Source organism: Rhodococcus shunpengi, assembly GCF_048381395.1.
Classification (GTDB): Bacteria; Actinomycetota; Actinomycetes; order Mycobacteriales; family Mycobacteriaceae; genus Rhodococcus.
This window is the reverse complement of sequence record NZ_JBLWIU010000028.1, coordinates 128,312-152,035: the sequence shown is the minus strand read 5'-3', so window position 1 is coordinate 152,035 and position 23,724 is coordinate 128,312. Positions and strand designations below refer to the sequence as shown.

The 23,724-nt window shown below is 70.8% G+C and carries 20 protein-coding genes; 15 read left to right on the top strand and 5 right to left on the bottom strand.

The window, feature by feature from the left end; genetic code table 11:
• Positions 1–179: 179 nt before the first annotated feature.
• Complete coding sequence (gene metF, locus ACNJ7K_RS16665) at positions 180–1,124, top strand: methylenetetrahydrofolate reductase [NAD(P)H] (RefSeq protein WP_174247133.1); 945 nt, start codon at positions 180–182, stop codon at positions 1,122–1,124.
• Between the two features lie 24 nt (positions 1,125–1,148).
• On the opposite strand, the gene ACNJ7K_RS16660 is transcribed toward metF, so the two are convergent.
• The 5 genes from ACNJ7K_RS16660 to ACNJ7K_RS16640 are packed head-to-tail and all read right to left on the bottom strand — an operon-like array spanning position 1,149 to position 6,169.
• On the bottom strand, positions 1,149–2,366 hold the full coding sequence (locus tag ACNJ7K_RS16660) for a glycosyltransferase family 2 protein (protein WP_487041951.1): 1,218 nt from the start codon (positions 2,364–2,366) through the stop codon (positions 1,149–1,151).
• Complete coding sequence (locus ACNJ7K_RS16655) at positions 2,336–3,058, bottom strand: LppM family (lipo)protein (RefSeq protein ID WP_120283258.1); 723 nt, start codon at positions 3,056–3,058, stop codon at positions 2,336–2,338. Before ACNJ7K_RS16655 ends, ACNJ7K_RS16660 begins: the two co-directional genes overlap by 31 nt.
• Positions 3,055–3,933, bottom strand: coding sequence for a carotenoid biosynthesis protein (locus ACNJ7K_RS16650; protein WP_487041950.1), 879 nt, complete (start codon positions 3,931–3,933; stop codon positions 3,055–3,057). The genes ACNJ7K_RS16655 and ACNJ7K_RS16650 overlap by 4 nt, the downstream gene beginning before the upstream one ends.
• On the bottom strand, positions 3,930–5,525 hold the full coding sequence (locus tag ACNJ7K_RS16645; RefSeq protein ID WP_120283254.1) for a phytoene desaturase family protein: 1,596 nt from the start codon (positions 5,523–5,525) through the stop codon (positions 3,930–3,932). The genes ACNJ7K_RS16650 and ACNJ7K_RS16645 overlap by 4 nt, the downstream gene beginning before the upstream one ends.
• A complete protein-coding gene (locus ACNJ7K_RS16640; RefSeq protein WP_487041949.1) occupies positions 5,522–6,169 on the bottom strand; it encodes a GNAT family N-acetyltransferase in 648 nt (215 codons plus the stop codon). The genes ACNJ7K_RS16645 and ACNJ7K_RS16640 overlap by 4 nt, the downstream gene beginning before the upstream one ends.
• Positions 6,170–6,492: 323 nt before the next feature.
• Here ACNJ7K_RS16640 and ACNJ7K_RS16635 point away from each other — a divergent pair, with 323 nt between their 5' ends.
• The 14 genes from ACNJ7K_RS16635 (at position 6,493) to ACNJ7K_RS16570 (ending at position 23,588) form a co-directional block, all read left to right on the top strand.
• On the top strand, positions 6,493–6,978 hold the full coding sequence (locus tag ACNJ7K_RS16635; protein WP_159418048.1) for an SAV_6107 family HEPN domain-containing protein: 486 nt from the start codon (positions 6,493–6,495) through the stop codon (positions 6,976–6,978).
• Positions 6,979–7,151: 173 nt separating this feature from the next.
• Positions 7,152–7,571 (top strand): DUF3040 domain-containing protein, encoded by a 420-nt coding sequence (locus ACNJ7K_RS16630; protein ID WP_060652805.1) that lies wholly within the window; start codon positions 7,152–7,154, stop codon positions 7,569–7,571.
• Between the two features lie 440 nt (positions 7,572–8,011).
• Entirely contained in the window at positions 8,012–8,443 is a 432-nt protein-coding gene (gene mraZ / locus ACNJ7K_RS16625; RefSeq protein ID WP_006554148.1) for a division/cell wall cluster transcriptional repressor MraZ, read from the top strand.
• A 290-nt stretch (positions 8,444–8,733) separates the two neighbouring features.
• Positions 8,734–9,774, top strand: coding sequence for a 16S rRNA (cytosine(1402)-N(4))-methyltransferase RsmH (gene rsmH / locus ACNJ7K_RS16620; RefSeq protein ID WP_120283248.1), 1,041 nt, complete (start codon positions 8,734–8,736; stop codon positions 9,772–9,774).
• Between the two features lie 3 nt (positions 9,775–9,777).
• Positions 9,778–10,626 (top strand): cell division protein FtsL, encoded by an 849-nt coding sequence (gene ftsL, locus ACNJ7K_RS16615; RefSeq protein WP_159418051.1) that lies wholly within the window; start codon positions 9,778–9,780, stop codon positions 10,624–10,626.
• 71 nt (positions 10,627–10,697) lie between these two features.
• On the top strand, positions 10,698–12,530 hold the full coding sequence (locus ACNJ7K_RS16610; RefSeq protein ID WP_060652808.1) for a peptidoglycan D,D-transpeptidase FtsI family protein: 1,833 nt from the start codon (positions 10,698–10,700) through the stop codon (positions 12,528–12,530).
• A 205-nt stretch (positions 12,531–12,735) separates the two neighbouring features.
• Positions 12,736–14,379 (top strand): UDP-N-acetylmuramoyl-L-alanyl-D-glutamate--2,6-diaminopimelate ligase, encoded by a 1,644-nt coding sequence (locus ACNJ7K_RS16605; protein ID WP_192378486.1) that lies wholly within the window; start codon positions 12,736–12,738, stop codon positions 14,377–14,379.
• Complete coding sequence (locus tag ACNJ7K_RS16600) at positions 14,376–15,917, top strand: UDP-N-acetylmuramoyl-tripeptide--D-alanyl-D-alanine ligase (RefSeq protein WP_120283234.1); 1,542 nt, start codon at positions 14,376–14,378, stop codon at positions 15,915–15,917. The genes ACNJ7K_RS16605 and ACNJ7K_RS16600 overlap by 4 nt, the downstream gene beginning before the upstream one ends.
• The gene (mraY, locus tag ACNJ7K_RS16595) at positions 15,914–16,993 is read left to right on the top strand and encodes a phospho-N-acetylmuramoyl-pentapeptide-transferase (protein WP_016693810.1); all 1,080 of its coding nucleotides are present in this window, start codon (positions 15,914–15,916) and stop codon (positions 16,991–16,993) included. Before ACNJ7K_RS16600 ends, mraY begins: the two co-directional genes overlap by 4 nt.
• A 2-nt stretch (positions 16,994–16,995) precedes the next feature.
• Positions 16,996–18,510 (top strand): UDP-N-acetylmuramoyl-L-alanine--D-glutamate ligase, encoded by a 1,515-nt coding sequence (gene murD, locus ACNJ7K_RS16590; RefSeq protein ID WP_487041948.1) that lies wholly within the window; start codon positions 16,996–16,998, stop codon positions 18,508–18,510.
• A gap of 80 nt (positions 18,511–18,590) precedes the next feature.
• Positions 18,591–20,102: a putative lipid II flippase FtsW gene (gene ftsW / locus ACNJ7K_RS16585; RefSeq protein ID WP_159419193.1), complete on the top strand. Its 1,512-nt coding sequence runs from the start codon at positions 18,591–18,593 to the stop codon at positions 20,100–20,102.
• Positions 20,099–21,253: an undecaprenyldiphospho-muramoylpentapeptide beta-N-acetylglucosaminyltransferase gene (gene murG, locus ACNJ7K_RS16580; RefSeq protein ID WP_120283228.1), complete on the top strand. Its 1,155-nt coding sequence runs from the start codon at positions 20,099–20,101 to the stop codon at positions 21,251–21,253. Before ftsW ends, murG begins: the two co-directional genes overlap by 4 nt.
• Positions 21,250–22,818: a UDP-N-acetylmuramate--L-alanine ligase gene (gene murC, locus ACNJ7K_RS16575; RefSeq protein ID WP_120283226.1), complete on the top strand. Its 1,569-nt coding sequence runs from the start codon at positions 21,250–21,252 to the stop codon at positions 22,816–22,818. The genes murG and murC overlap by 4 nt, the downstream gene beginning before the upstream one ends.
• Positions 22,815–23,588 (top strand): cell division protein FtsQ/DivIB, encoded by a 774-nt coding sequence (locus ACNJ7K_RS16570; RefSeq protein ID WP_372473805.1) that lies wholly within the window; start codon positions 22,815–22,817, stop codon positions 23,586–23,588. Before murC ends, ACNJ7K_RS16570 begins: the two co-directional genes overlap by 4 nt.
• Positions 23,589–23,724: the final 136 nt, after the last annotated feature.

Genomic DNA, 23,724 nt, shown 5'->3' with positions numbered 1-23,724 from the left:
GTAGACAGGACGAAACCTCCAGGTCGATGGGTGACGGCACCTCGGAGGCGGGTGAGCCGGAGGCGCCGCGACCAGCCTATCCGCACACTCGGGTCGTCGCCGGTAGCGACCGTCCCGGGGGCGCCACCTATGCTGGACCGGTGACAAGCGACTTCGTCAGGGCAACCGAGGACGGCGGGATTTCTCGGACCCCGTCGATCGTGGACCGTCTCGGGTCTGCGCGTTCGGGCCGCATTCCGTTCTCCGTCGAGTTCTCCCCGCCTCGCGACGCCGAGGCCGAGGGACGACTGTGGCGCGCCGTGCGGACGTTCGAACGTCTCGGCCCGGCCTTCGTATCGATGACCTACGGCGCCGGGGGCTCCACCCGCGACCGCACGGTCCGGGTCACCGGACGTCTCGCCGAGGAGACCACCCTCCTGCCGGTCGCGCACCTCACGGCCGTCGGGCACAGCATCGACGAACTGCGCGCGATGGTCGGCGCCTACGCCGACCGCGGCATCACCAACATCCTCGCTCTGCGCGGCGACCCGCCGGGCAACCCGCTCGGCGAGTGGGAGAAGCACCCCGAAGGTCTCGAATACGCCGACGAACTCGTGCGTCTGGTGCGCGATCTCGGCGACTTCCACGTGGGCGTCGCGTCGTTCCCCGAAGGACATCACCGGTCCCCGGACCTCGATCACGACACCCGCTATCTCGTGCAGAAACTGCGCGCGGGCGCCGAGTACTCGATCACCCAGATGTTCTTCGACGTCGAGCACTACCTGCGGCTGCGCGACCGGGTCGTGGCATGCGACGCCGAGCAGGGGCTCAAGCCGATCATCCCCGAGATCATGCCCATCACGTCGCTGCGCTCGGCGCGACGCAGCCTCGAACTGTCGGGTTCGCATCTGCCCCCCGTTCTCGAGGAGCGGTTGCGGCGCGCGGCGGGCGACGGCCCGGAGGAGAACCGCGCCGCCGTGCGCGAGGTGGGCATCGAGGTGGCCACGGAGATGTGCGAGCGGCTGATCTCCGAGGGCGCACCGTGCCTGCACTTCATCACGCTCAACTTCGCGCGCGCGACCGGCGAGGTGCTCGACCGCCTCGGCTACGAACTCGAAGCTCCCGCCGCGGTTCAACCGGCCTGACGTCCGGCCCGCCCCGGCTCGGGGTCAGGGCAGGACGCGGGCCTTCCACGCCGTGCGTCCGCTGCGCCGGGCCCGGATGGACGATGCCGTGAGCGCACCGAAGGCCAGGACCGATGCCGGGTGCGCCGCGGCGTCCAGCAGGTCGTCGGTGGGACGGCCCGGAGCGTCCGGGTGTCGGCGTCCTCCCCGTTCGGTGACGCGCGCGAGGAGCCGTGACGCCATTCCCGCCGCGGCACCGGCCACGCCCCAGCGCCGCGTCCGCCCCTCGCCGAGAAGCGCCGCGGACGGGGGCACGAGATAGGCGACGAGATACAGCGCGACCACCGCGGCCGCCCCGACCGGGGAGCCGAACGCCGACCACAACCAGCGGGTGTAACCGCCGATCAGCGGGCGGGGTCCGTCGTACATCCGGCACGACGCCAGCCCGCCCGCGGCCGCGACCGTCGTACGCAGTCCGGCGCAACGCAGTGCGCGGGCCAGATCCAGATCCTCCGTGGGACTCGCCGCGACCGCGGCGTGGCCGCCGATCGCTGCGTAGGCGCGCGCGTCGAAGACGAGGAACTGTCCGCACGCGACCGCCATCGACGGCCGGTGGGTGCGGTGCGAGACGGCGACGGGCAGCGCCGAGAACCACGACCAGAACAGCAGTGGCTGCACGAGCCGTTCGAGCACCGACCCGGTGAGCTGGTACGGGAACGGTGAGACGAGCGCGGCATCCTGGCGGCGCAGCAGAGCGACGGCGGCGGCGAGTGCGTCGGGTGCGAGCCGGACGTCCGCATCGACGAACACGACGATGCCGCTGTCGGTAGTCGATCCGGCGTGGGCGACGGCCGCGGCACACGCGGCCGCCTTCCCGGTCCATCCCTCGGGCGGCGGTTGCGTCGACCGGACCACCGTGATGCGCTCGTCGCCCTCGGCGGCGGCCGAGGCCAGATCGGCGGTGCCGTCGGACGAGTCGTCGTCGAGGATCACCACGCGCAGGGCGCGCAGTCCTCTCTGGTCCCGCAGGTCGGAGATGATCGCGCCGATGCGCGGAGCCTCGTCGCGGGCGGGGACGACGACCGTGACCTGCTCGTCGACCACCGGACCCGGCACGAGACGGGGGAGCGTGACGCGGTTCGCGAGGGCGACGGCCGCGCCGTAGGAGGCGACGAGAGTGCCACCGGCGACGAGCCGCGCGAGACCGGGGGCCGGGTCGCGCGACAGGCGGGTCAGGACCGCGTCCCGTTCGCCGACGACCACTGCGGCGCGGGATTACGGGTGAACCAGGCCACGCCCGCGATGATCAGCGTGACACCGAAGGCGGCGCCGGCCATGATCCCGGCCCAGCCCGCGAAACCGCGCGTGTTGGGATCGGCGTAGCGCACCTCCGCGCGGAGGCTGCTCACCTCACCGGCCGGAAGCTTCCAGGTCACGATCGAATCCGATTCGCGGGTGCCGTTGGTGGTCGCCACCCGGGCGGGGAACGCGATGGTGAACTGCACGTCGGTGCCCTGGGTGGGAGCGGATTCGAGATCCACGCGTCCGTTCAGGGCGACCAGATCGCCCGAGCGCTGCAGATTGAGCTGGAACATGCCGGCGCTCTGATCGGACATCGTGGCGAGCTGCTGGACGTCGCCGAAGGTGAGGTCGTTGAAGAAGACCTGGCTCCCGACGTAGCCGTCCTGTGAGTACTCCTGCACCCGCACCTTCCCGGCCAGAGCCGAGGGGGCGGTGAGCTCGGGACCGGGATCGTTCTCGTCGGCGGGGATGGTCGCGGCGACGATCTGCCCCGACACACGGTCGTCGGAGGAGATCCCCATCGTCGCCTGCACACGCAGGCAGCCGGTGAGGAGCGGGAGGCCGAGGAGCACGAGCCCCACGACCGCGACGACACGACGGCGGACGGACAGGTTGGACGACTGCACGGAGAACATGGTGCCAGGCACGGTCATCCTCGTCGGTCGTTCGGGTCGCTCGCGGCGAGTCGTGCCTCGTCCCGACCGGGACCGGACACGCGTCCGCGCCACGACCGGACGAGTGAGATCAGCAGGGGAACACCCAGTACGCCCATGACGACCAGTCCGTACACCGCGGAGTAGCGGAGTTCGGGAGCGTCGAGGAAGACGCTGTGGGCGAGCGCCGAACCGAGCCACGTCCACAGGAACAGCGCGATCGGCACTGCATCGTGCCGGGGCGTATCGGTACGGTCCGACCGGGAGTCGACGAGCACGAGCACGGTCGCCATGATCGCGGCGACGAGGAGCCAGCCCGCGTAGTTGGTGAGCGGGATGTGCTCGATCCCGGGCAGGCCGCCGGCGTTGCACCACGACCAGTGACCGTCCGCCACCATCTGGGGGTCGAGGTAGAGATCCCAGCCCAGCATGCCGACGGTGACCGCCGCGATCCGGCCGGGACCGTTGCGGACGAGGCGGGAGGCCACGCACCAGACGGGGTACAGACCCGCCGACCACGCCAGCGGCACCACCAGCGGGACGTCGAAGGCGGCCGGTCCGAGCCGGTCGGTGACATAGCTGTAGCAGCCGTAGGGATAGCCGGTCATCGTGCCGACCACCTCGGACAGATATCCGATGCCGGCCGAGCTGACGAACAGGACGACGGCGAAGGTGAGGCCGCGGTTCAGCGCAGCATGGACGAGGCACGCGGTGGTGAGCAGCGTGACGACCGCGACGGTCGCGGCGTCCCGGGCATCACCCGCGGTGAGGGGATAAGCGATCTGGGCGAGGACCGCGGCGACGGCCGGGACGATCGGAAGGATCGTCCGCCGACGGGCCGGCCGGGGCGGTGCGGGGACGCGGGTGTCGGTCACCGCGACACCCAGCCCTTCACGCGGTCGACGAGGCTTCCCTTGGCGTCGGCGAGGGCGACCCGGGCGGCGTTGCGTCCGCTCGCACCGGAGACACCACCGCCGGGATGGGTGGAGGCGCCGGTGAGGTAGAGGCCGGGCGCGTCGGGCACCCGGTAACCGGACAGCTCCGGCAGCGGGCGCCACAGGAACATCTGGTCCAGCGACATCTCCACGTGCATGACGTTCCCGCCGAGCAGGCCGAGTTCGCTCTCGATATCCGCGGGGGTCTGCACGTGACAGTGCTCCACGCTCGCGGTGAAGCCGGGAGAGCGCGTCTCCATCTCGGCGAGGATGCGGTCGGTCTCGGCGCCGGCGATGTCCGCCCAGCGACGTCCGCCGCGCAGCGCGTACGGATGCCACTGGGACCACAGCGTGATCTGGTGCTTGCCGTCGGGTGCGATCGTCGGGTCGAGGGCGGAGAAGCTCATCGCGAGGACTGCCGGTCGCGGCGGCAGGTCTCCCGCCATCGCGGCACCGTGCGCGGCGCGCAGGTGGGCGCGGTCGTCGACGAGCAGTTGCAGACCGGAGGTCGTCAGTTCGGGCTCGTCGCAGCCGCGGTAGCGGGGCAGCGAGTCGGTGCCGAGGCGCAGGACCATGCCGATGCCCGGGCCGACCCGCATGCTGCGACGCCAGCCCTCGAGCCGGTCGCGGTCGTATCCGCCGCGGTCGAGCAGATCCAGCGTGGTCAGTACGTGGCATCCGGCGACGACCCTGCGGGCCTGCACCGAGCGTCCCGATTCGGTGCGCACGGTCCACAGGCCGCCGGTCCGGCGGATCTCGGTGGCGGCGTCGCCGCAGGTCACCGTGCCGCCGTCGGACCGCAGCCGAGACAGCAGGGCCTGGGTGAGCGCGCCGCTCCCGCCGATCGCACGGCCCGGGGGCAGGGTGTGCATGAGGGCCGCGAAGCCCACCATCGCCGCGGTGCCGGGTTCGGACATGGGCGGGCCGGATTGCGCGCCGAACCAGGCGAAGGCCGCCTTCAGGGGTTCGTCGTCGAAGTACTCGTCGAGCAGGCTGTCGCCGGTGGTGAGGAACCGGCGGGACAGGGCGCTGCCGCCCTCACCCGCGTCGAGTCCCCAGAACGAGGACAGCAGGTGCCGTCCGGTCGGGGGATGGGTGAACGACTTCATCACCGCCGCGCTGCGCGGGCCCCAGTCCTGCACGAAGCGGCGGTACGCGTCGGCCTCGCGGCGTCCGCAGGCGGCCTCGACCGAGGCGCAGGTCCGGTCGAGATCGCGGTGGAAGACGATGCCGGGACGGTCGGAGTCCGCCGGCGGCGGCGCGTACGCCCACGGGTCGCAGTCGATGTAGCGCAGGCCGTGGGCGGCGAGATCGAGTTCCTCGACGATCCCGGAATGGCGCACCATGATGTGCGCCGAGGAGCCGCGGTCGACGGCATATCCGGGGAAACGTTCGACGGTGGAGACGGCGCCGCCCGGCACGGTGTCGCGTTCGAGGACCTCCACCGACCATCCGTCGCGGGCGAGATAACACGCCGCGACCAGGGCGTTGTGGCCCGAGCCCACGACGACGACGTCGAGTGTGGAGTTCATGGGGTACCGCTTCCGTCCGGATCGTCGATCGTGTGATGGTGGTGTGGAACGAGGTCCGGCTCGAGGGGCAGGCTCCTGCCGAGGACCGCGAACGGGCGGGCGTCGCCGGTGAAGACGAACCGGCGGACGACGTCCTGGAATCCGAACCGACGGTACAGCCGCCACGCCCGGTTGTCCTCGCCCGGCACCTCGGGTGTCGACAGCAGTACGGCCGCTTCGCTGCGTTCCCGCAGCAGCGCCGACAGGAGCAGTTCACCGATGCGGCGTCCCTGCATGTCGGGTCGGACGTGCAGTTCGGTGAGCTCGAAGTAGTCGGAGAGGACGTGATCGATCTCCTCGGGGGACCGTCCCGAATGACGCATGCCGGCGCGCACCTGCTGGTTCCACCACTGGCGGGTGTCGCCCCGGTAGCCGTACGCGATCCCGACGACGGAGTCCGGATCCTCGGGGAGGCTCGCGGCGAACGCCTGCCAACCCGCGCGGGCCGAATGCTCGGACCACATCGGCGCGCGGTGGTACTCCGTGCCTCGGGGATATCGCATCGCCGCGACGTAGACGGTCAGCAGCGCGGGCAGGCGCGCACGGAAGTCCGCGGGGGAGAGCTCGGTGAGGATCGGGGCGTCCTGGCAGGGATCGGTGGTCATGCGTGACTCGTTCGGGTGGCTCGCGGTGCGTCGGAGGTGCTCGGGTCTCGCTGATCGTTCGGGATGACGTGGCCACTTTCTCTTGACGGGTTGTCGGTGGGTCCAGCTATATTGAATACGTCGAACGCATGTTCGACACCGGTGATCCGGGGATGTTCGAGGGAAGCGAACATCCCCGGATCACCCTGGGGTCTCCCGCTCGGCGTCCGTGTCGGGCCTCACTCGAGGACAGTGATCTCCGTTCCTCGGCGTTTCGGCGGGAATGCCACCGGATACCGCTCGTTGTAACGAGTGGTGAGACCACGCCGAGGAGGTGCGTGAACATGGCCAACGGTCAGGTCGCGAGTCGAGGCCCGCGCCGAACGTCTCCCACGCTCGGGCCGTCCGTATGCATCGACCATGCCACCTCGGCGCGCGCGGCGACGTTGCTGCGCAAGGCCGACGATCTGCTCTCGGCTGCCGCCGGTGCCGGCGATCCGGGCGAGCGGTTCCGTCTCGCCTATCTGGCGGCGCTGCGCGGTGCCGGTGCGGTGGTCGCCGCCGCGGAGCTGCGTTCCGGGATCCGGCCCCGCCGCCCCGCCACGCGCAACGCATGGGCACTCATGGCGCGTGCCGACGACTCCTTCGCCGTGTGGGCCGACTACTTCGCCGATCGCTCCGCCACTCGCACCGCGGTCGAGGCGGGGGTCGCGCAGGCGGTGGGTGCCGACGAATCCGGTGCGTTCTACGACGAGGTGGGCCACTTCCTGCACGACGTGGAGGGTTATCTCGACGCCGAAGCAGAACCGGAGGTCGGTGTGGGTGGGTGACTTTCGCCCCTTCACGAGGGTCTTCGCCGAAGAGGGGATCGAACTCACGTGTGGAGTTTGTGGTCCACAGCGACATCTGCTCGTATTATTGACTCAGGCGGCCGTACGGACGGCCCCCCGCCGGATTCGCCCCACGGATCCGGTGGCCACCGTTTAGTGCCGGGGGAGGTACCGTGCCACTCTCCGAGCACGAGCAGCGCATGCTCGATCAGATCGAGAGCGCGCTCTATGCTGAGGATCCCAAGTTCGCCTCGACCGTGCGTGGCAGCCGGTTGGGGATGGCGTCGAACCGGCGGCGGCTACAGGCCGGCGCCTTGTTCGTGTTGGGCCTGACGCTGTTGATCGCCGGCGTTGCCCTGCCGCTCAAGCCGGGCGGCTTCCCGATCATCAGTCTGCTCGGGTTCCTCGTGATGTTCGCCGCCGGAGTCCTGTTGCTCCTCGGCGGTCGTCGGCCGTCGACTCCCGGAGCGACGGGCGGTAGTTCCGGTTCCGGAAAGACCGGTCGAAGTTCCCGCGGCGGCAAGAAGTCCTCGGGTGGTGGCTTCACCAACCGCATGGAAGAGCGGTTCCGGAGGCGTTTCGAGCAGGATTGACCTCCTCGACCATCAGGTGTATCGACGACGGCGCGACCCACGGGTCGCGCCGTCGTCGTTCGTCTGCGGACCTTTCACCGACCCGACGTCGTCCGCCCCTCTGTCCCTCCACCACCGCGCCCCACTCGCGCGATCCCCGTCTTCCCACCGCCTCCCACCTCGGCCCCGACCGCAGTGTTTTCCCTGGTCGCCGATTGCTCGCGCCTCGCTCCGCCGGTGGGGCGGATCGTCGGGGTGCAGACAGCGGTGGATCCGTCGTCGTCACGCGAGCGCGTGTCCCCATTTTCCGCCACCTGCTCTGAGCTGGGAATGTGACGACAACACGCGTGACCGGGCGGCAGTAATCCGTTTCCGGTGGGGCAAAGTGGGGTAATGTGGGGCGCGGCGGGACAAGGTGTCCTGTCGCGCGAAGCATCCGTCCGGCAGCGGGGAGGCGCCGAGTGTTCCTCGGTACCTACACCCCGAAGTTGGACGACAAGGGCCGGCTCACGCTGCCGGCGAAGTACCGAGACGAGCTGGCGGGAGGGTTGATGATCACGAAGGGGCAGGATCACAGCCTCACCGTGTTCCCTCGCGACGAGTTCGCCGCTCTGGCCGAACGCGCCGCGAGTGCCTCACGGAGCAACCCTCAGGCACGTGCGTTCCTGCGGAGTCTCGCATCGGGGACGGAGGAGCAGCGACCCGACTCACAAGGCCGGATCACGCTGTCGTCGGCCCACCGCAAGTACGCCGGTCTCACCAAGGACTGCGTGGTGATCGGTTCGGTCAGGTACCTCGAGATCTGGGACGCGACGGCATGGGAGACCTACCTCGCCGAGCACGAAGAAGACTTCTCGGAAGCGAGAGACGAAGCACTACGCGACATCTTGTAACCACGGCTCGGGCTGCGCGGCGAGTGCCGCGAGGCCTCTGCCCGATGTGCCGGCCCTGACGCACTTCCCCAGCGCCAGGTACGGACCGGAGGGCCCTGACGCACTTCCCCGGCGTCAGGTCTCTTCGGACTCGGACAGAGACCTCGAGGCATTCGCCGTCTTCCGTATCCACCCCCGTGGCGGCGAGCACGGTATCGAGACGAGCGACAGGCAGGCACGAGGCACACCACCGTCCACCCGACGAGTACCCCACAGACCGTAAGCGGCCCGAGCAGGATTCCGGAGGACACATGGTGGACGGCGAGCGCGAATCCGTCGATGGTACGGATGAGGCCACCGGTGCCGATGTGACATCTGCGGCGGAATTCGGCCACGTGCCCGTCATGCTCCAGCGCGCCGTCGACCTTCTCGGTCCGGCCATCGAGAGCGTCGGTCCCGACGGCGAGGGCGCGGTCTACGTCGACGCGACACTCGGTCTCGGTGGGCACTCCGAACACTTCCTGACGATCTACCCGAAGCTGCGGCTCGTCGGCCTCGACCGCGATACCGACGCACTGGCGATCGCCCGCGAGCGACTCGCACGGTTCTCCGACCGCACCGACTTCGTCCACACCCGCTACGACGGGATCGCCGACGCGCTCGAGAGCGTCGGCCTCGACCGGTACGGCTCGGTCCACGCCGCCCTGTTCGATCTCGGCGTGTCCTCGATGCAACTCGACGAGGCGGAGCGCGGCTTCGCCTATTCCAAGGACGCCCCGCTCGACATGCGGATGGATGCCACCACCGGCATCACCGCGGCCGATGTCCTCAACACCTACAGTCACGGCGACCTCGCCCGCATCCTGAGCACCTACGGCGAGGAGCGTTTCGCCGGCAAGATCGCCTCCGAGATCGTGCGGACCCGGGCCAAGACCCCGTTCCGGACGAGCGGCGAACTCGTCGAACTGCTGTACCGCACGATCCCGGCCGCGACCCGCCGTACCGGTGGTCACCCGGCCAAGCGCACCTTCCAGGCGTTGCGGGTCGAGGTCAACGCGGAGCTCGACTCGTTGCGCAACGCGATCCCCGACGCTCTCGACGCTCTCGCGGTGGACGGCCGGATCGTCTTCATGTCCTACCAGTCGCTCGAGGACAAGGTCGTCAAGCAGGAACTGACTCCGCGTGCGAAGTCCCGCAGTCCCGAAGGGCTTCCGGTCGAACTGCCCGGGATGGGACCGGAACTGCGCATCCTCACCCGCGGTGCGGAGCGGGCGACGGACGACGAGATCGAGGCCAACCCACGTTCGGCGCCCGTCCGCCTGCGTGCTGCAGAACGAATCGCCAGGAGGTAACCGATGACCGTACAGGTGGCACCCCCGCAGCGCCGGAACCCGGGGCGATCGACCGCAGCGCAGCGTGCCTATCAGCGACGGTCGCAGCGCGCAGCGCAGCTCGGGGTCGAACAGGTGCAGACCCGCGGGCGCACGACGGGTACCGGACGTGTCCGCACCCGGATCCCGTTCGTCGCCACCATCATCGGGCTCCTGGGCGTGGGCATGGCCGTGACGCTGTTGCTGACCACCCGGGCGACCGAGGACTCCTACGAGCTCAGCGCGGCGCGGTCCCTCAACGAGGAGCTCGCCCAGAAACGCGCGGTGCTCCAGCGCGACGTCGCCACGGCCGAGTCGGCTCCCGCGCTCGCGGTCGCCGCGGCGGAACTGGGGATGATCCCCACGGGGCAGGTCGCGCGGATCGTCGTCGCTCCGGACGGTTCGGTGCAGGTGGTAGGCGATCCGGTTCCGGCCCAGGGTGCCCCGCCGGTCCCGCTGGATCCGCCCGCCCGGGAGGACGCCCGCGTCCAGACCCCGCTGGCCGGCAGCGCCGGGGCGGAGACTCCGCGGCCGCTCGGTGACGTGAGCGAGGAACCCCGGCCGCGCACCGACACCGAGGACACGCGTCGGGCCGCGCCGTCGGCCGACGGCCGCCCGGTGGGCGAGGAACCGGCACCGGCTCCCGTGCCCGCACCCGCGGCGGAGGCTCCCGCGGCCGCCACGCCGGACGTCGAGGGTGCCGTACCTGTACCGCCCGCGGCAGGACAATCGGTACCCGTGAGCGAACTGCCGCAATCCGAAGCGCCCCGTGAGGCGGCGCCCGAAGCACCTGTCCAGGCCGTGCCGACGGAACCCGAGGGCGGGCCTCGGTGAACAACCGCTCCACCCCTCGGCGTGCACCGCAGCGACGTTCCACTCCGGCGACGCGCGGCGGCCGGGCTCGAATGCCCGCGCCGCGTGATCGCAAGCAGCGCGACCGGACGAGTTTCGCGTTCCGCAACAAGTGGGGCCGGATCGGCATGTTCGGCGTTCTGGGCGTAGCCGTCGCCCAGTTGCTGTCCGTGCAGCTCGTCCAGGCCCCCACCCTGTCCGCCGAAGCGGCCAGCCAGCGCACCACCCGACTCGTCGAACCCGCGACCCGCGGCACCATCGCCGATCGCAACGGCGAACCGCTCGCCTACACCATGGAGGCGAAGGCGCTGACCTTCCAACCCGTGCGGGTGCGCAAGGAACTCGAGGAGGAACGCGCGAAGGATCCGTCCCGGCCCGAGGTCTCGGAATATCTCGAGGGTGTCGCGTCGGCGGTCCACGAGGCGCTCGGTGCTGCGGCGCCGGAGAAGGACGTGCTCGAGATGCTGGAGAGCGACGAGACCTTCGTCTACCTCGCCCGCGGCGTCGATCCGGGGGTCGCGGCGGAGATCGTCGACGAGTACGACAAGGTCGGCACCGAGCGTCAGGACATCCGTTTGTATCCGGGCGGGTCGCTCGCCGCCAATCTCGTCGGCGCGACCGGCTGGGACGGACACGGCCTGATCGGGCTCGAAGCGTCGATGGACGCCGTGCTGGCGGGTACCGACGGTTCGTCCACCTACGACCGCGGGTCCGACGGCGCCGTCATCCCGGGCAGCTGGCGCGACCGTCAGCCCGCCGTCGACGGTTCCTCCGTCGAGCTCACGATCGACAACGACCTGCAGTACCACGTGCAGCAGGAGGTGCAGCGCGCGAAGGACCTGTCCGGGGCGAAGAACGCCTCCGCGGTGGTGCTCGACGCGCACACCGGCGAAGTGCTCGCCATGTCGAACGACAGCACCTTCGACCCGTCGATCGGTGTCGCGAACAACCCGCCCGACGCCGAACAGGGCAATCTCGCGGTCAGTTCGCCGTTCGAGCCCGGATCCGTGAACAAGATCATCACCGCGGCCGCGGCGATCGAGGACGGTCTGACCCGCCCGGACGAGGTCCTGCAGGTCCCCGGCACGATCACCATGGCCGGCGCGACCGTCAAGGACGCCTGGGATCACGGGGTCGTGCCGTACACCACGACGGGTGTGTTCGGGAAGTCGTCGAACGTCGGCACCCTCATGCTCGCGGAGCGGATCGGTGAGGACCGCTTCGCCGAGATGCTGCGACTGTTCGGTCTCGGTCAGCGCACCGATGTCGGCCTGCCCGGCGAGTCGGCGGGTCTGCTGCCCAGCCGGGAGCAGTGGTCGGGCGGCACCTTCGCGAACCTCCCCATCGGCCAGGGTCTGTCGATGACGCTGCTGCAGATGACCGCGATCTACCAGACCATCGCGAACGACGGCGAGCGTGTCCCGCCGCGGGTCGTGCGTGCGACCGTCGCGCCGGACGGCACGCGCACCGAGACGCCCCGCCCCGATCCGGTGCGGGTGGTGAGCCCGCAGACCGCCGCGACGGTGCGCGACATGTTCCGCTCCGTCGTCCAGTCCGACACCGGCAACCAGCAGGGCACCGGTGCGGGCGCCGCCATCGAGGGCTATCAGATCTCGGGCAAGACGGGTACCGCCCAGCAGATCGACCAGAACTGCAAGTGCTACTCGAACTCCGACTACTGGATCACCTTCGCCGGCATCGCACCGTCCGACGATCCGCGCTACGTCGTGGGCATCATGCTCGACGCCCCGACCCGCAGCTCCGATGGCAGCGGCGGCCAATCGGCTGCGCCGCTGTTCCGCAACATCGCGTCGTGGTTGCTGCAGCGCGACGGCGTGCCGCTGTCGGCCGAACCGGAGAGCAAGTTGATCCTCCAGGTCGATTGACGAGGTGACCGTGGTGTCTCGGTAGGCTGACACGTCGGTAACGTGACACGACGGTCGTCGCCGAGACCGCATCGGGAACGAACCCGGGAACATCCGTCGAGTGCCTGCAGACGAGCTGCAGCGAAGCGAGAGGAAACTGGTGCCTGTGCCATCGAGTCCGGATCCGGCTCCTCCGGAGGAGGGGCGGAGACCCGAGCACCCACCGATGACGCAGATCTCGGTTCTCGCCGACGCCATCGGGGCGCGCGTCGAGATCGTCAATGCAGCCGCCGGAGATGATGCGGCCCGTGCGGCCGCGGTCACCGGCATCGACCTGCGCGCCCAGGGCATCCGCCCCGGCGACGTCTTCGCCGCGCTGCCCGGCGCCCGCATCCACGGCGCCTCCTTCGCAGGAACCGCACTCGAGCGCGGAGCGGTCGCCGTGCTGACCGACGAGGCCGGTCGCGATCTCGTCGCCGAGGCCACCTCGGATCCGGTTGCGGTCCTCGTCCATCCCGAGCCGCGTGCGGCGCTGGGGGCGGCGTCGGCCACCGTCTACGGACACCCCTCCCGGAGCATGCAGGTCATCGGCATCACGGGCACGTCCGGCAAGACCACGACGTCCTATCTCGTCGAGGCCGGCCTGGTCGCGGCCGGACGCGTCGTGGGTCTCGTCGGCACGGTGGAGACCCGGATCGAGGGGATCCGCGTGCCGAGCACCCTCACGACCCCCGAGGCGCCGCAGCTGCACGCCCTGTTCGCCGTCATGCGCGAACGCGGTGTCGACACGGTCGTGATGGAGGTCTCCAGCCACGCCCTCGCGCTCGGTCGCGTGGACGCCACCGAGTTCGCAGTCGGCGGGTTCACCAACCTCTCCCAGGACCATCTCGACTTCCACAAGGACCTCGACGACTACTTCGGCGCGAAGGCCCGGCTGTTCGCCGAGGACTCGCCGGTCCGGGCCCACCGAGCGGTGGTGTGCACCGACGACGCGTGGGGACGCCGCATGGCCGAGGTCGCATCGGCCGGCCGCGACGACGCGACCGCCGTCCGCACAGTCACCACACGTGCCGACCGTGCCACAGGTGACGCCGGCGGCGCCGGTGCCGTCGCTGCCGACTGGACGGTCACCGACGAGGTCCCCGACGAGACGGGCGTGCAGCAGTTCACCCTGACCGGTCCGGACGGGATCGCCCGCCGCGCCACCGTCGGCCTGCCGGGCCGCTACAACGTCACCAACGCCGCTCTCGCCGTGGCGCTCTGCGCCGAGGTGGGTGCCGACATCGACGCCACGATCCGCGGTATCGCCGATGTCGCGGTGCCCGGCCGGGTCGAACGGGTCGAGCGCGGACAGGACTTCCTCGCCGTCGTCGACTACGCCCACAAGCCCGCCGCGCTCGAAGCGGTCATCGGAACCCTGCGCGCCGCGACCGAGGGACGAATCGCCGTCGTCGTCGGTGCCGGCGGCGACCGCGACCGGACGAAGCGGCCGATCATGGGCGAGGTCGCGGCGCGGGCCGCCGATCTGGTGGTCGTGACCGACGACAACCCCCGAACCGAGAATCCCGCCGCCATCCGCGCCGCTGTCCTCGACGGTGCACACTCCGTCCCGCCGGCCGAACGCGGCGAGATCCTCGAGATCGGCGACCGCGCCGCGGCGATCGACGCCGCGGTCGCGTGGGCCCGCCCGGGTGATGTCGTCCTCGTCGCCGGCAAGGGCCACGAGACGGGGCAGGAGATCGAGGGAGTGAAGCACCCCTTCGACGACCGCGAGGTTCTCGGCGCAGCTCTCGACAAGTACCGGACCGCAGGACCCGACGGTCGTCATCCGCCTGCTGCGGGCGGTTCGCATCACGGAGGCAAGGCATGATCCCGATGACACTGGCTCGGATCGCGGAGGTCGTCGGGGGCACCCTGCACGACGTCGACGATCCGTCCGCCGAGGTGACCGGTTCCGTCGAGTTCGACTCGCGACGGATCGGTCCCGGCGGCCTGTTCCTGGCGCTGCCCGGTGCGCGCTCGGACGGACACGATCACGCCGCGGCCGCCGTCGCCGCCGGCGCGGTCGCGGTCCTGGCCGCACGGCCGGTGGGCGTGCCCGCCATCGTGGTGCCGCCGATCCCGCCGACCGAGACCAACGCCCTCGCGCTCGAACACGACAGCGACGGATCCGGTGCGGCCGTGCTCGCCGGCCTCGCGAAGCTCGCCCGCACCGTGGTGGACACGCTCACCGACGCCGGTCTCACCGTCGTCGGTGTCACCGGTTCGGCGGGCAAGACGTCCACGAAGGACATGATCGCCGCCGTGCTCGCACCGCTCGGGGAGGTCGTCGCCCCGCCCGGCTCGTTCAACAACGAACTCGGCCACCCCTGGACCGCCCTGCGCGCCACCGAATCCACCCGGTTCCTCGTCCTCGAGAAGTCGGCGCGGGGTCCCGGCCACATCGCGACCCTGACGCGCATTGCGCCGCCACGGATCGGGGTCGTGCTCAACGTCGGTACCGCCCACCTCGGCGAGTTCGGCTCGCAGGAGGTCATCGCCAAGACGAAGGGCGAACTCGTCGAGGCGCTGCCCAGCGCCGCCGAGGGGGGAGTGGCGATCCTCAACGCCGACGACACCCTCGTGTCGAAGATGGCGACCCGCACCACCGGCCGCGTGGTGACCGTCGGGACCGGGTCCGGTGCCGCATACCGCGCCGAGGACATCCACCTCGACGACCAGGCGCGTGCCTCCTTCACCGCCGTCGTCCCCGGCGCCGACGGACAGGAGCGGCGCGTGCCCGTGCGCCTTGCCGTGCACGGCGAACACCAGATCGGCAACGCCCTGTCGGCGATCGCCGTCGCCGTGGAATGCGGTGCGACGGTCGAGCAGGCCGCCGAGGCGCTCGCGACGGCGGGTCCCGTCTCGGCACACCGCATGGCGGTGCAGACCCGATCCGACGGGGTGACCGTCATCGACGACGCCTACAACGCCAATCCCGATTCCATGCGCGCAGCCGTGAAGGCCCTGGTCACCATGGCGCGGTCCGGTCCGGATCGCCGGCGCACCTTTGCGGTGCTGGGGGAGATGGCCGAGCTCGGGGACGACGCCGTCGTCGCCCACGACGCCATCGGACGTCTCGCCGTGCGCCTCGACGTCACCCGCATCATCGCCGTCGGTGCCACCCGGCCGGTCCGGGGTCTGTTCCAGGGCGCCGTGATGGAAGGATCGTGGGGTGAGGAAGCGAGCCACGTACCCGATGCCGACGCCGCGATCGCGTTGTTGCGCGACGAACTGCAACCGGGCGACATCGTGCTCGTGAAGGCATCACAGTCCGTGGGACTGTGGACCGTCGCCGAGGCCGTCCTCGCGGACGATCCCGGTACCGGAGACGACGACGCTGCTGTGGGGACGGAGGACGCCCGGTGAGACAGATCCTGTTCGCGGCGGGCATCGCGCTCGCAGTCTCGATCCTGCTCACCCCCGTCCTGATCAAGATGTTCTCCCGGCAGGGCTTCGGGCAGGAGATCCGGGTCGAGGGCCCGCAGAGCCACCAGTCCAAGCGCGGCACTCCCACCATGGGCGGCGTCGCGATCCTCGCCGGTCTGTGGGCCGGTTACTGGGGGTCGCATCTCATCGGCATGGGATACGACGCGGAAGGTCCCACGGCCTCGGGTCTGCTCGTCCTCGGCCTGACGACGGCGCTCGGCGGCGTCGGCTTCCTCGACGACTTCATCAAGATCCGCAAGCAGCGCAATCTCGGCCTGAACAAGACGGCCAAGCTGGTCGGCCAGCTCGTCGTCGCGGTGGGCTTCGGCATCCTCGCGCTGCAGTTCCGCAATGCGGACGGCCTCACCCCGGCCAGCACCGATCTGTCCTACGTGCGCGACATCGCCACGGTCTCGATGGGCTCGATCGTGTTCATCCTGTTCGTCTATCTGCTGGTCAGCGCATGGTCGAACGCGGTGAACCTCACCGACGGCCTCGACGGTCTCGCTGCCGGTTCGATGGCGCTGGTGCTCGGCGCCTACGTCATCATCACCTTCTGGCAGTACCGCAACGCGTGCGCCGTGGAGCCGACCGCCGGGTGCTACGACGTCCGTGACCCGCTCGACCTCGCATTGCTGTGCGCCGCCGGCGCCGCCGCCTGCATCGGCTTCCTGTGGTGGAACGCCGCACCGGCCAAGATCTTCATGGGCGACACCGGCTCGCTCGCCCTCGGCGGCATGCTCGCCGGTCTGTCCATCACGACGCGCACCGAGCTGCTCATGGTGGTCATCGGCGCGCTGTTCGTCGCGGAGGCCGCCTCGGTGGTCATCCAGGTCGCCGTCTTCCGGTCCAGCCGCAGGCGGGTGTTCCGGATGGCACCCTTCCACCACCACTTCGAACTCGGCGGATGGGCCGAGACCACGGTGATCATCCGGTTCTGGTTGCTCGCCGCCATCGCCTCGGCGATCGGTCTGGCCCTCTTCTACAGCGAATACCTCGCGGCGATCGGGGACTGACCGTGAACGACGAACTCGAACGGCTCAGGGGACGGGTGGTGCTCGTCGCCGGGGCAGGGGTGTCCGGCCGCGCGACGATCGAACCCCTCACCGATCTCGGCGCCCACGTCACCGTCACCGACCGCAACGAGCGGGCACTGGCCGAGTGCGCGGCGCTCGGCGCCCGGACGATCGACCTCGACAGCCTCGTCGACGACCCCGCTGCGCTGCGAGAGTTCGCCCTGGTGGTCACGAGTCCCGGATTCCCGCCCGACGCCCCGCTGCTCTCGCGCGCGGCCGGCGCGGCGATCCCCATCTGGGGCGACATCGAACTGTCCTGGCGCATCGACCGCGCCGAGGTCTACGGACCGGCCCGTCGGTGGCTGGTGGTCACCGGGACGAACGGCAAGACCACCACGACCATGATGCTGCACGCGATCCTCGAGGCCGCCGGTCTCGGCAGCGTCGCGTGCGGCAACATCGGTCTTCCCGTGCTCGACGCCCTGCGCCGCGACGAGCCACGGGCCGACGTCCTCGCCGTCGAGTTGTCGTCCTTCCAACTGCACTGGGCGCCCTCGGTTCGGCCCGAGGCCGGCGTCGTGCTCAACATCGCCGAGGACCATCTCGACTGGCACGGCGGCATCGAGAACTACATCGAGGCCAAACTCGGTGCCCTCACCGGCGCTGTCGGGGTCATCGGTCTCGACGACCCGATCGCCGGTGGTCTCGGCGACCGGTCCCGTGCCGTGGTCACCGTGGGCTTCACCCTGGGCTATCCGCAGGAAGGCGAACTCGGGATCAGCGGCGAACTGCTCGTGGATCGGGCGTTCGCCGATTCCGCTGTGCTCGCCCGGGTGGACGACGTGACGCCGCCCGGCCCCGCCGGACTGTCCGACGCACTCGCGGCCGCCGCCCTCGCCCGGGCCGTCGACGTGCCCGCCTCGGCGGTACACGACGGCCTGCGACGGCACCGCGTGGGCCCGCACCGCGCCGCGCCCGTGGGGCAGGTCGACGGCGTCGAGTACATCGACGACTCGAAGGCGACCAATCCACACGCGGCCCGCAGTTCGCTGCTCGCCCGCGACCGCGTGGTGTGGATCGCCGGTGGTCTGCTCAAGGGCGCCCGCGTGGACGACCTGGTCGCCGAGGTGGCGCCGCGACTGTCCGGAGCCGTGCTGCTCGGCCGCGACGCCGGCGAGATCGCCGACGCGCTGGCGCGACACGCCCCGCAGGTCCCGGTCGTCGTCGTGGACACGGGCGACGATGAAACGATGACCGATGCGACGAGCGCGACCGACACCGCCTCGGTGAGCGCGACAGGCACCGCCTCGGTGAGGAGGGTCGCGGCGCCGGGAGCCGACGGCCCCACCGCGATGCGCGTGGCGGTCCGGGAAGCGGCCGCTCTCGCCTCGCCGGGGGAGACGGTGCTGCTCGCGCCGGCCGCGGCATCGCTCGACATGTTCGCCGATTACGCGGAACGCGGCCGTAGCTTCGCGTCCGCGGTCGAGGAACTCCGCGGGGGCGGGACGCAACCGTGACCCCTCGGGCAGGAGCGACCCGAACAGGGGCGACCACCGACGAACCGGTGGTCGGAGTACGCGGGCGTTTCGGGGCCTGGATGGCGCGACCGCTCGCGTCCTTCCATCTCGTGGTGACGATCGCCGTCCTGCTCACCGTGCTCGGACTCGTCATGGTGCTGTCGTCGTCGAGCGTGGGCGCGGTGGCCGCGGCGGGATCGGCCTACGGACTGTTCACCTCGCAGGTGATCTTTGCCGTCCTCGGCATGGTGATCTTCTACATCGCGCTGCAGATCCCGGTCCGTCTGATGCGACGCTTCGCCTTCCCGGCGTTCGCGTTCTCGGTCGTACTGCTCGTGCTCGTGCTCATACCGGGCATCGGTACGGTCTCGCAGGGCACCCGGGGCTGGTTCGTCGTCGCCGGTATCTCGCTGCAGCCGGCGGAGATCGCCAAGATCACCCTTGCCGTGTGGGGTGCGCACCTGCTCGCCTCCCGGCGCGGCGAGAACTCGACGCTGCGCGAGATGCTCGTCCCGCTCGTCCCGGCCGCACTGCTCGTGACCGGCCTGATCGTGCTCCAGCCCGACCTCGGCACCACCGTCTCGATCGTGATCATCGTGATCGCCCTGCTGTGGTTCGCGGGACTTCCGCTCAAGGTGTTCCTCGGGATCGTCGGCACGGCCGCCACACTCGCGGTGATCCTGGCCCTGACGGCCGGCTACCGCTCGCAGCGTGTGCGGGCCTTCTTCAACCCCGGCGACGACCCGCAGGGTGCCGGTTACCAGGCGCGACAGGCGAAGTTCTCCCTCGCGGACGGCGGCCTGTGGGGTCGTGGGCTCGGTCAGAGCCGCGCGAAGTGGAGCTATCTGCCCAACGCCCACAACGACTTCATCTTCGCGATCATCGGTGAGGAACTCGGCTTCCTCGGCGGAGTGGCCGTCATCGGCCTGTTCGGTCTGTTCGCCTATGTCGGACTCCGGATCGCGATGCGCTCGGCCGACCCCTTCCTGCGCCTGTTCACCGCGACGGCGACCACGTGGATCATCGGCCAGGCCTTCATCAACATCGGCTACGTCGTGGGACTGCTGCCCGTGACCGGCCTGCAGCTGCCGCTCGTGTCGGCCGGTGGCACTTCCACTGCCACCACCCTGCTGATGTTCGGTCTGATCGCGAACGCGGCCAGACACGAACCCGAGGCGATCGCCGCGCTGCACGCCGGGCAGGACGGCCGGTTCGCGCGACTGCTCCGTCTGCGCAAGCCGGAGGCCTACCGGGCCGGTCGATCCTCGGCGACGCGTACGGTCGCAGCACGGCAGCCGCGGGCACGGGCCGCGGCACCTGAGCGCAGTGCCCGCCCCGCGTCGGGTGGTGGGGGATCGCGCAAGCGGCAGCCCCAGGCGCCCGACAAGCGGCAGCCCCAGGCGCCCAACGAGCGGCAACGGGGAGCCGCGAAGGACCGCCGGACATCCGCGGGCCGGACGGAACCCCGGGAGGGGACCGGCCGGACCCGGCGTGCACAACCCGCGCGCGAACCGGCCCGGGGCCGGCAGCAGACGAACCGCACGACACGCGGATCGAACGGACGAAGCGGAGAGAGAGGGAACCGTAGGTGAGTGGGGAGAGGCCGGCATTGTCGGTGGTGGTGGCCGGAGGCGGTACGGCCGGTCATATCGAACCGGCACTCGCGGTGGCCGACGCCGTCCGCGCACTCGTGCCCGACGCGCGGATCACCGCGCTCGGCACCGAACGGGGACTCGAGACGACGCTGGTGCCGCGCCGCGGATATCCCCTCGAACTCATCCCGCCGGTGCCTCTGCCCCGCAAGCCGACGATGGACCTGCTGAAGCTTCCGGGCAGGGTCGTCTCGTCGGTGCGCCGCACCCGGCAGATCCTCGACGAGGTCGACGCCGACGTCGTCGTCGGTTTCGGCGGGTACGTGGCGCTGCCCGCCTACCTCGCGGCCGGGGCCGGTCCGCTGCGTCGACGCCGGCGTATCCCGGTCGTCGTCCACGAGGCCAATGCCGGCGCGGGCATCGCCAATCGCATCGGTGCCCTGCGGGCCGAGCGTGTGCTCGCCGCCGTCCCGCGCTCGGGAATCGTCCGGCGTGGCGACGCGCAGATCGTGGGGATCCCGGTCCGCTCGTCGATCACCGGTCTCGACCGCGCCGGGCTGCGCGCGGAGGCACGACGGCACTTCGGTCTGCCCGACGACGTGCCCGTGCTGCTCGTCTTCGGCGGGTCGCAGGGTGCACGCTCGCTCAACGAGGCCGTGTCCGGTGCGTCCTCGGCGCTCGCGGAGGCCGGCATCGCGGTGCTGCACGCGCACGGACCGAAGAACACCGTGGACATTCCCGCTCATCCCGGACACGCCCGCGCGCCGTACGTCGCCGTGCCCTATCTCGAACGGATGGACCTCGCGTACTCCGCGGCCGACGCGGTGGTGTGCCGGTCCGGGGCCATGACGGTCGCGGAGGTCTCGGCGGTGGGTCTGCCCGCCGTGTACGTGCCGCTCCCGCACGGGAACGGTGAACAGGAACTCAACGCCCGCCCCGTCGTCGAGGCCGGCGGTGGCAGGATCGTCGCCGACGGCGACCTGAGTTCGGACTATGTCGCCACGGAAGTGGTGTCGTTGCTCGGCGACGAGCGGAGACTCGTGGAGATGGGGCGCAGCGCCGCGGCCGCCGGTCACCGCAGTGCCGCGGACGAGATGGCGCGCATAGTGCTCGAGGTTGCCGGAGTGGAACCGAACAGGAGTGAACGATGAGTGCGCAGTTGCCCGCCGAGCTCGAGCGGGTGCACATGGTCGGTATCGGCGGTGCCGGGATGTCGGGCATCGCCCGGATCCTGCTCGCCCGTGGGGGACAGGTATCGGGTTCCGACGCGAAGGAGAGCCGCGGTGTGCTCGCGCTGCGGGCCCGTGGCGCGCAGGTCCGCATCGGCCACGCCGCCGAGGCTCTCGACCTGCTCGAGGGTGGTCCCACCGCCCTGGTCACGACGTTCGCGGCCATCCCGAAGGACAATCCCGAACTGGTCGCCGCCCGCGAGCGGGGCATCCCGATCCTGTTGCGCCCCGCGGTCCTCGCCTCTCTGATGCGAGGGAATCGCACCTTCCTGGTCTCCGGTACCCACGGCAAGACCTCCACGACGTCGATGCTCGTCGTCGCGTTGCAGCACTGCGGCTTCGATCCGTCCTTCGCGGTCGGCGGTGAACTCAACGAATCCGGGACCAACGCCCACCACGGCAGCGGGGACGTCTTCGTCGCCGAAGCCGACGAGAGCGACGGCTCGCTGCTGCAGTACGACCCGAACACCGTGATCGTCACGAACATCGAGGCCGATCACCTCGACTACTTCGGCACGCCGGAGGCGTACACGGCGGTCTTCGACGAGTTCGTCGCCCGCATCGCCCCCGGCGGCCTGCTCGTCGTCTGCCTCGACGATCCCGGCTCGGCGGCCCTCGCCGAACGTGTCGTCGCCCTGGGTCGCGACGACCTGCGGGTGCAGGGTTACGGCACCGCCGACGTCCTCGGCACCGCAGGCGACCACCGCGGCGTTCCCGTCGGGGTGCGGCTGCTCGGCTGGGAGGCCAAGGATGTCGGCGGCGTCGCCGAGTTCCACCTCGCGGGTGAGGATTCGCCGCGCACCGTTCGACTGTCCGTCCCCGGCCGGCACATGGCGCTCAACGCTCTCGCCGCGCTGCTCGCCGCGCTCGAAGCCGGAGCGCAGGTCGACGAGGCGCTGGAGGGACTCGCCGGCTTCGGTGGTGTGCACCGGCGGTTCCAGTACACCGGCCGCGAACACGGCGTGCGGGTGTTCGACGACTACGCCCACCATCCCACCGAGGTCCGGGCGGTCCTCGCGGCCGCGGCCGAACTCGTCGCGGGAGAGCCGCTGCGCTACACCGAGACCGGCACCGAACGACCCCGCGTGATCGTCGTCTTCCAGCCGCATCTCTACTCGCGCACCGAGGCGTTCGCCACCGAGTTCGGGCGGGCGCTCGACCTCGCCGACGAGGTCGTGGTGCTCGACGTCTACGGCGCCCGGGAGGAACCGATCCCGGGTGTGAGCGGCGCGCTGGTCGCGCGGGCGGTGAGCAAGCCTGTGCACTACCAGCCGAATCTGTCCGCGGTGCCGCGGCAGGTCGCGCGTCTGACCCGGCCGGGCGATGTCGTGATCACGATGGGTGCCGGTGACGTCACGATGCTGGGCCGGCAGATCCTCGACGCGCTGCACAGCAAACCGGGTCGTTTCCGTCCGGCCGGGGCGGCTCCCGAGCCCGGCGGATTCCGCGCACCCGGCGGTTCCGGACCGGAGTCGATCGGCTCGTGACGCCCGCCGCCGTCTCGTCACGCCGCCGTCGCGGACGACCGTCACGCGAACCGCGTGATCCCGACGAAGCCCGCGAACGCAGCACCGCCCGCCGCCCGTCCGGGCGGTCGGTGCGCCTGCGGACCGTGCTCGTCGGGGCGGCTGTCGTCGCGGTGCTCCTCGGTGCCATCGCGGTGGCCTGGCTGTCGCCGTTGCTGTCCGTGCGGGTGATCGAGGTGGACGGGATCGAGGTCGTCACCTACGACGAGGTGGTCGACGCCCTCGCGGTCGCCGAGGGCACGCCGCTGCTCCGGGTCGACACGGCCGAGGCGGCCCAGCGGGTCGCGACGATTCCGCGCGCGGCGTCGGCCCGGGTCCAGCGGGTCTATCCCTCCACCGTCCGGGTGACGGTGACCGAGCGCGAGGCGATGGTCTTCTTCGACGCCCCCGACGGCACCCACTCGGTCGACATCGAGGGAGTCGACTTCGCGGTCGAACCGCCTCCGATGTTCACGCCCCGCCTCGTCACCCCGACGCCGGGCACCGGTGATCCCGCGACCCGCGCCGCCGTGGAGGTGCTCGACAAGTTGCCGCCCGACCTGCGCGTGCAGGTGGAGACGGTCGAAGCGCCCTCCCCGTCCGACATCTCGATCGTCCTCACCGACGGGCGTGTCGTGGTGTGGGGTGGAACCGATCGTTCCGAGCGGAAGGCGGCGGTCGTCGGCCCGCTGCTGACACAGCCGGGGGAGCGATTCGACGTGGCGAGTCCCGACCTGCCGACGGTGAGGTGAGGGATCGACGAAATTCGTCCGGCGTGTCCGGCGCGTCTACTGGCTAATCCCGGTACCCGTGCCATAGCGTTTCGGACAGTCGCGTTACTTGACATAACCTTCAAGCTGTGGTTGAGGGTTTGTCGGGGTAGCGCGC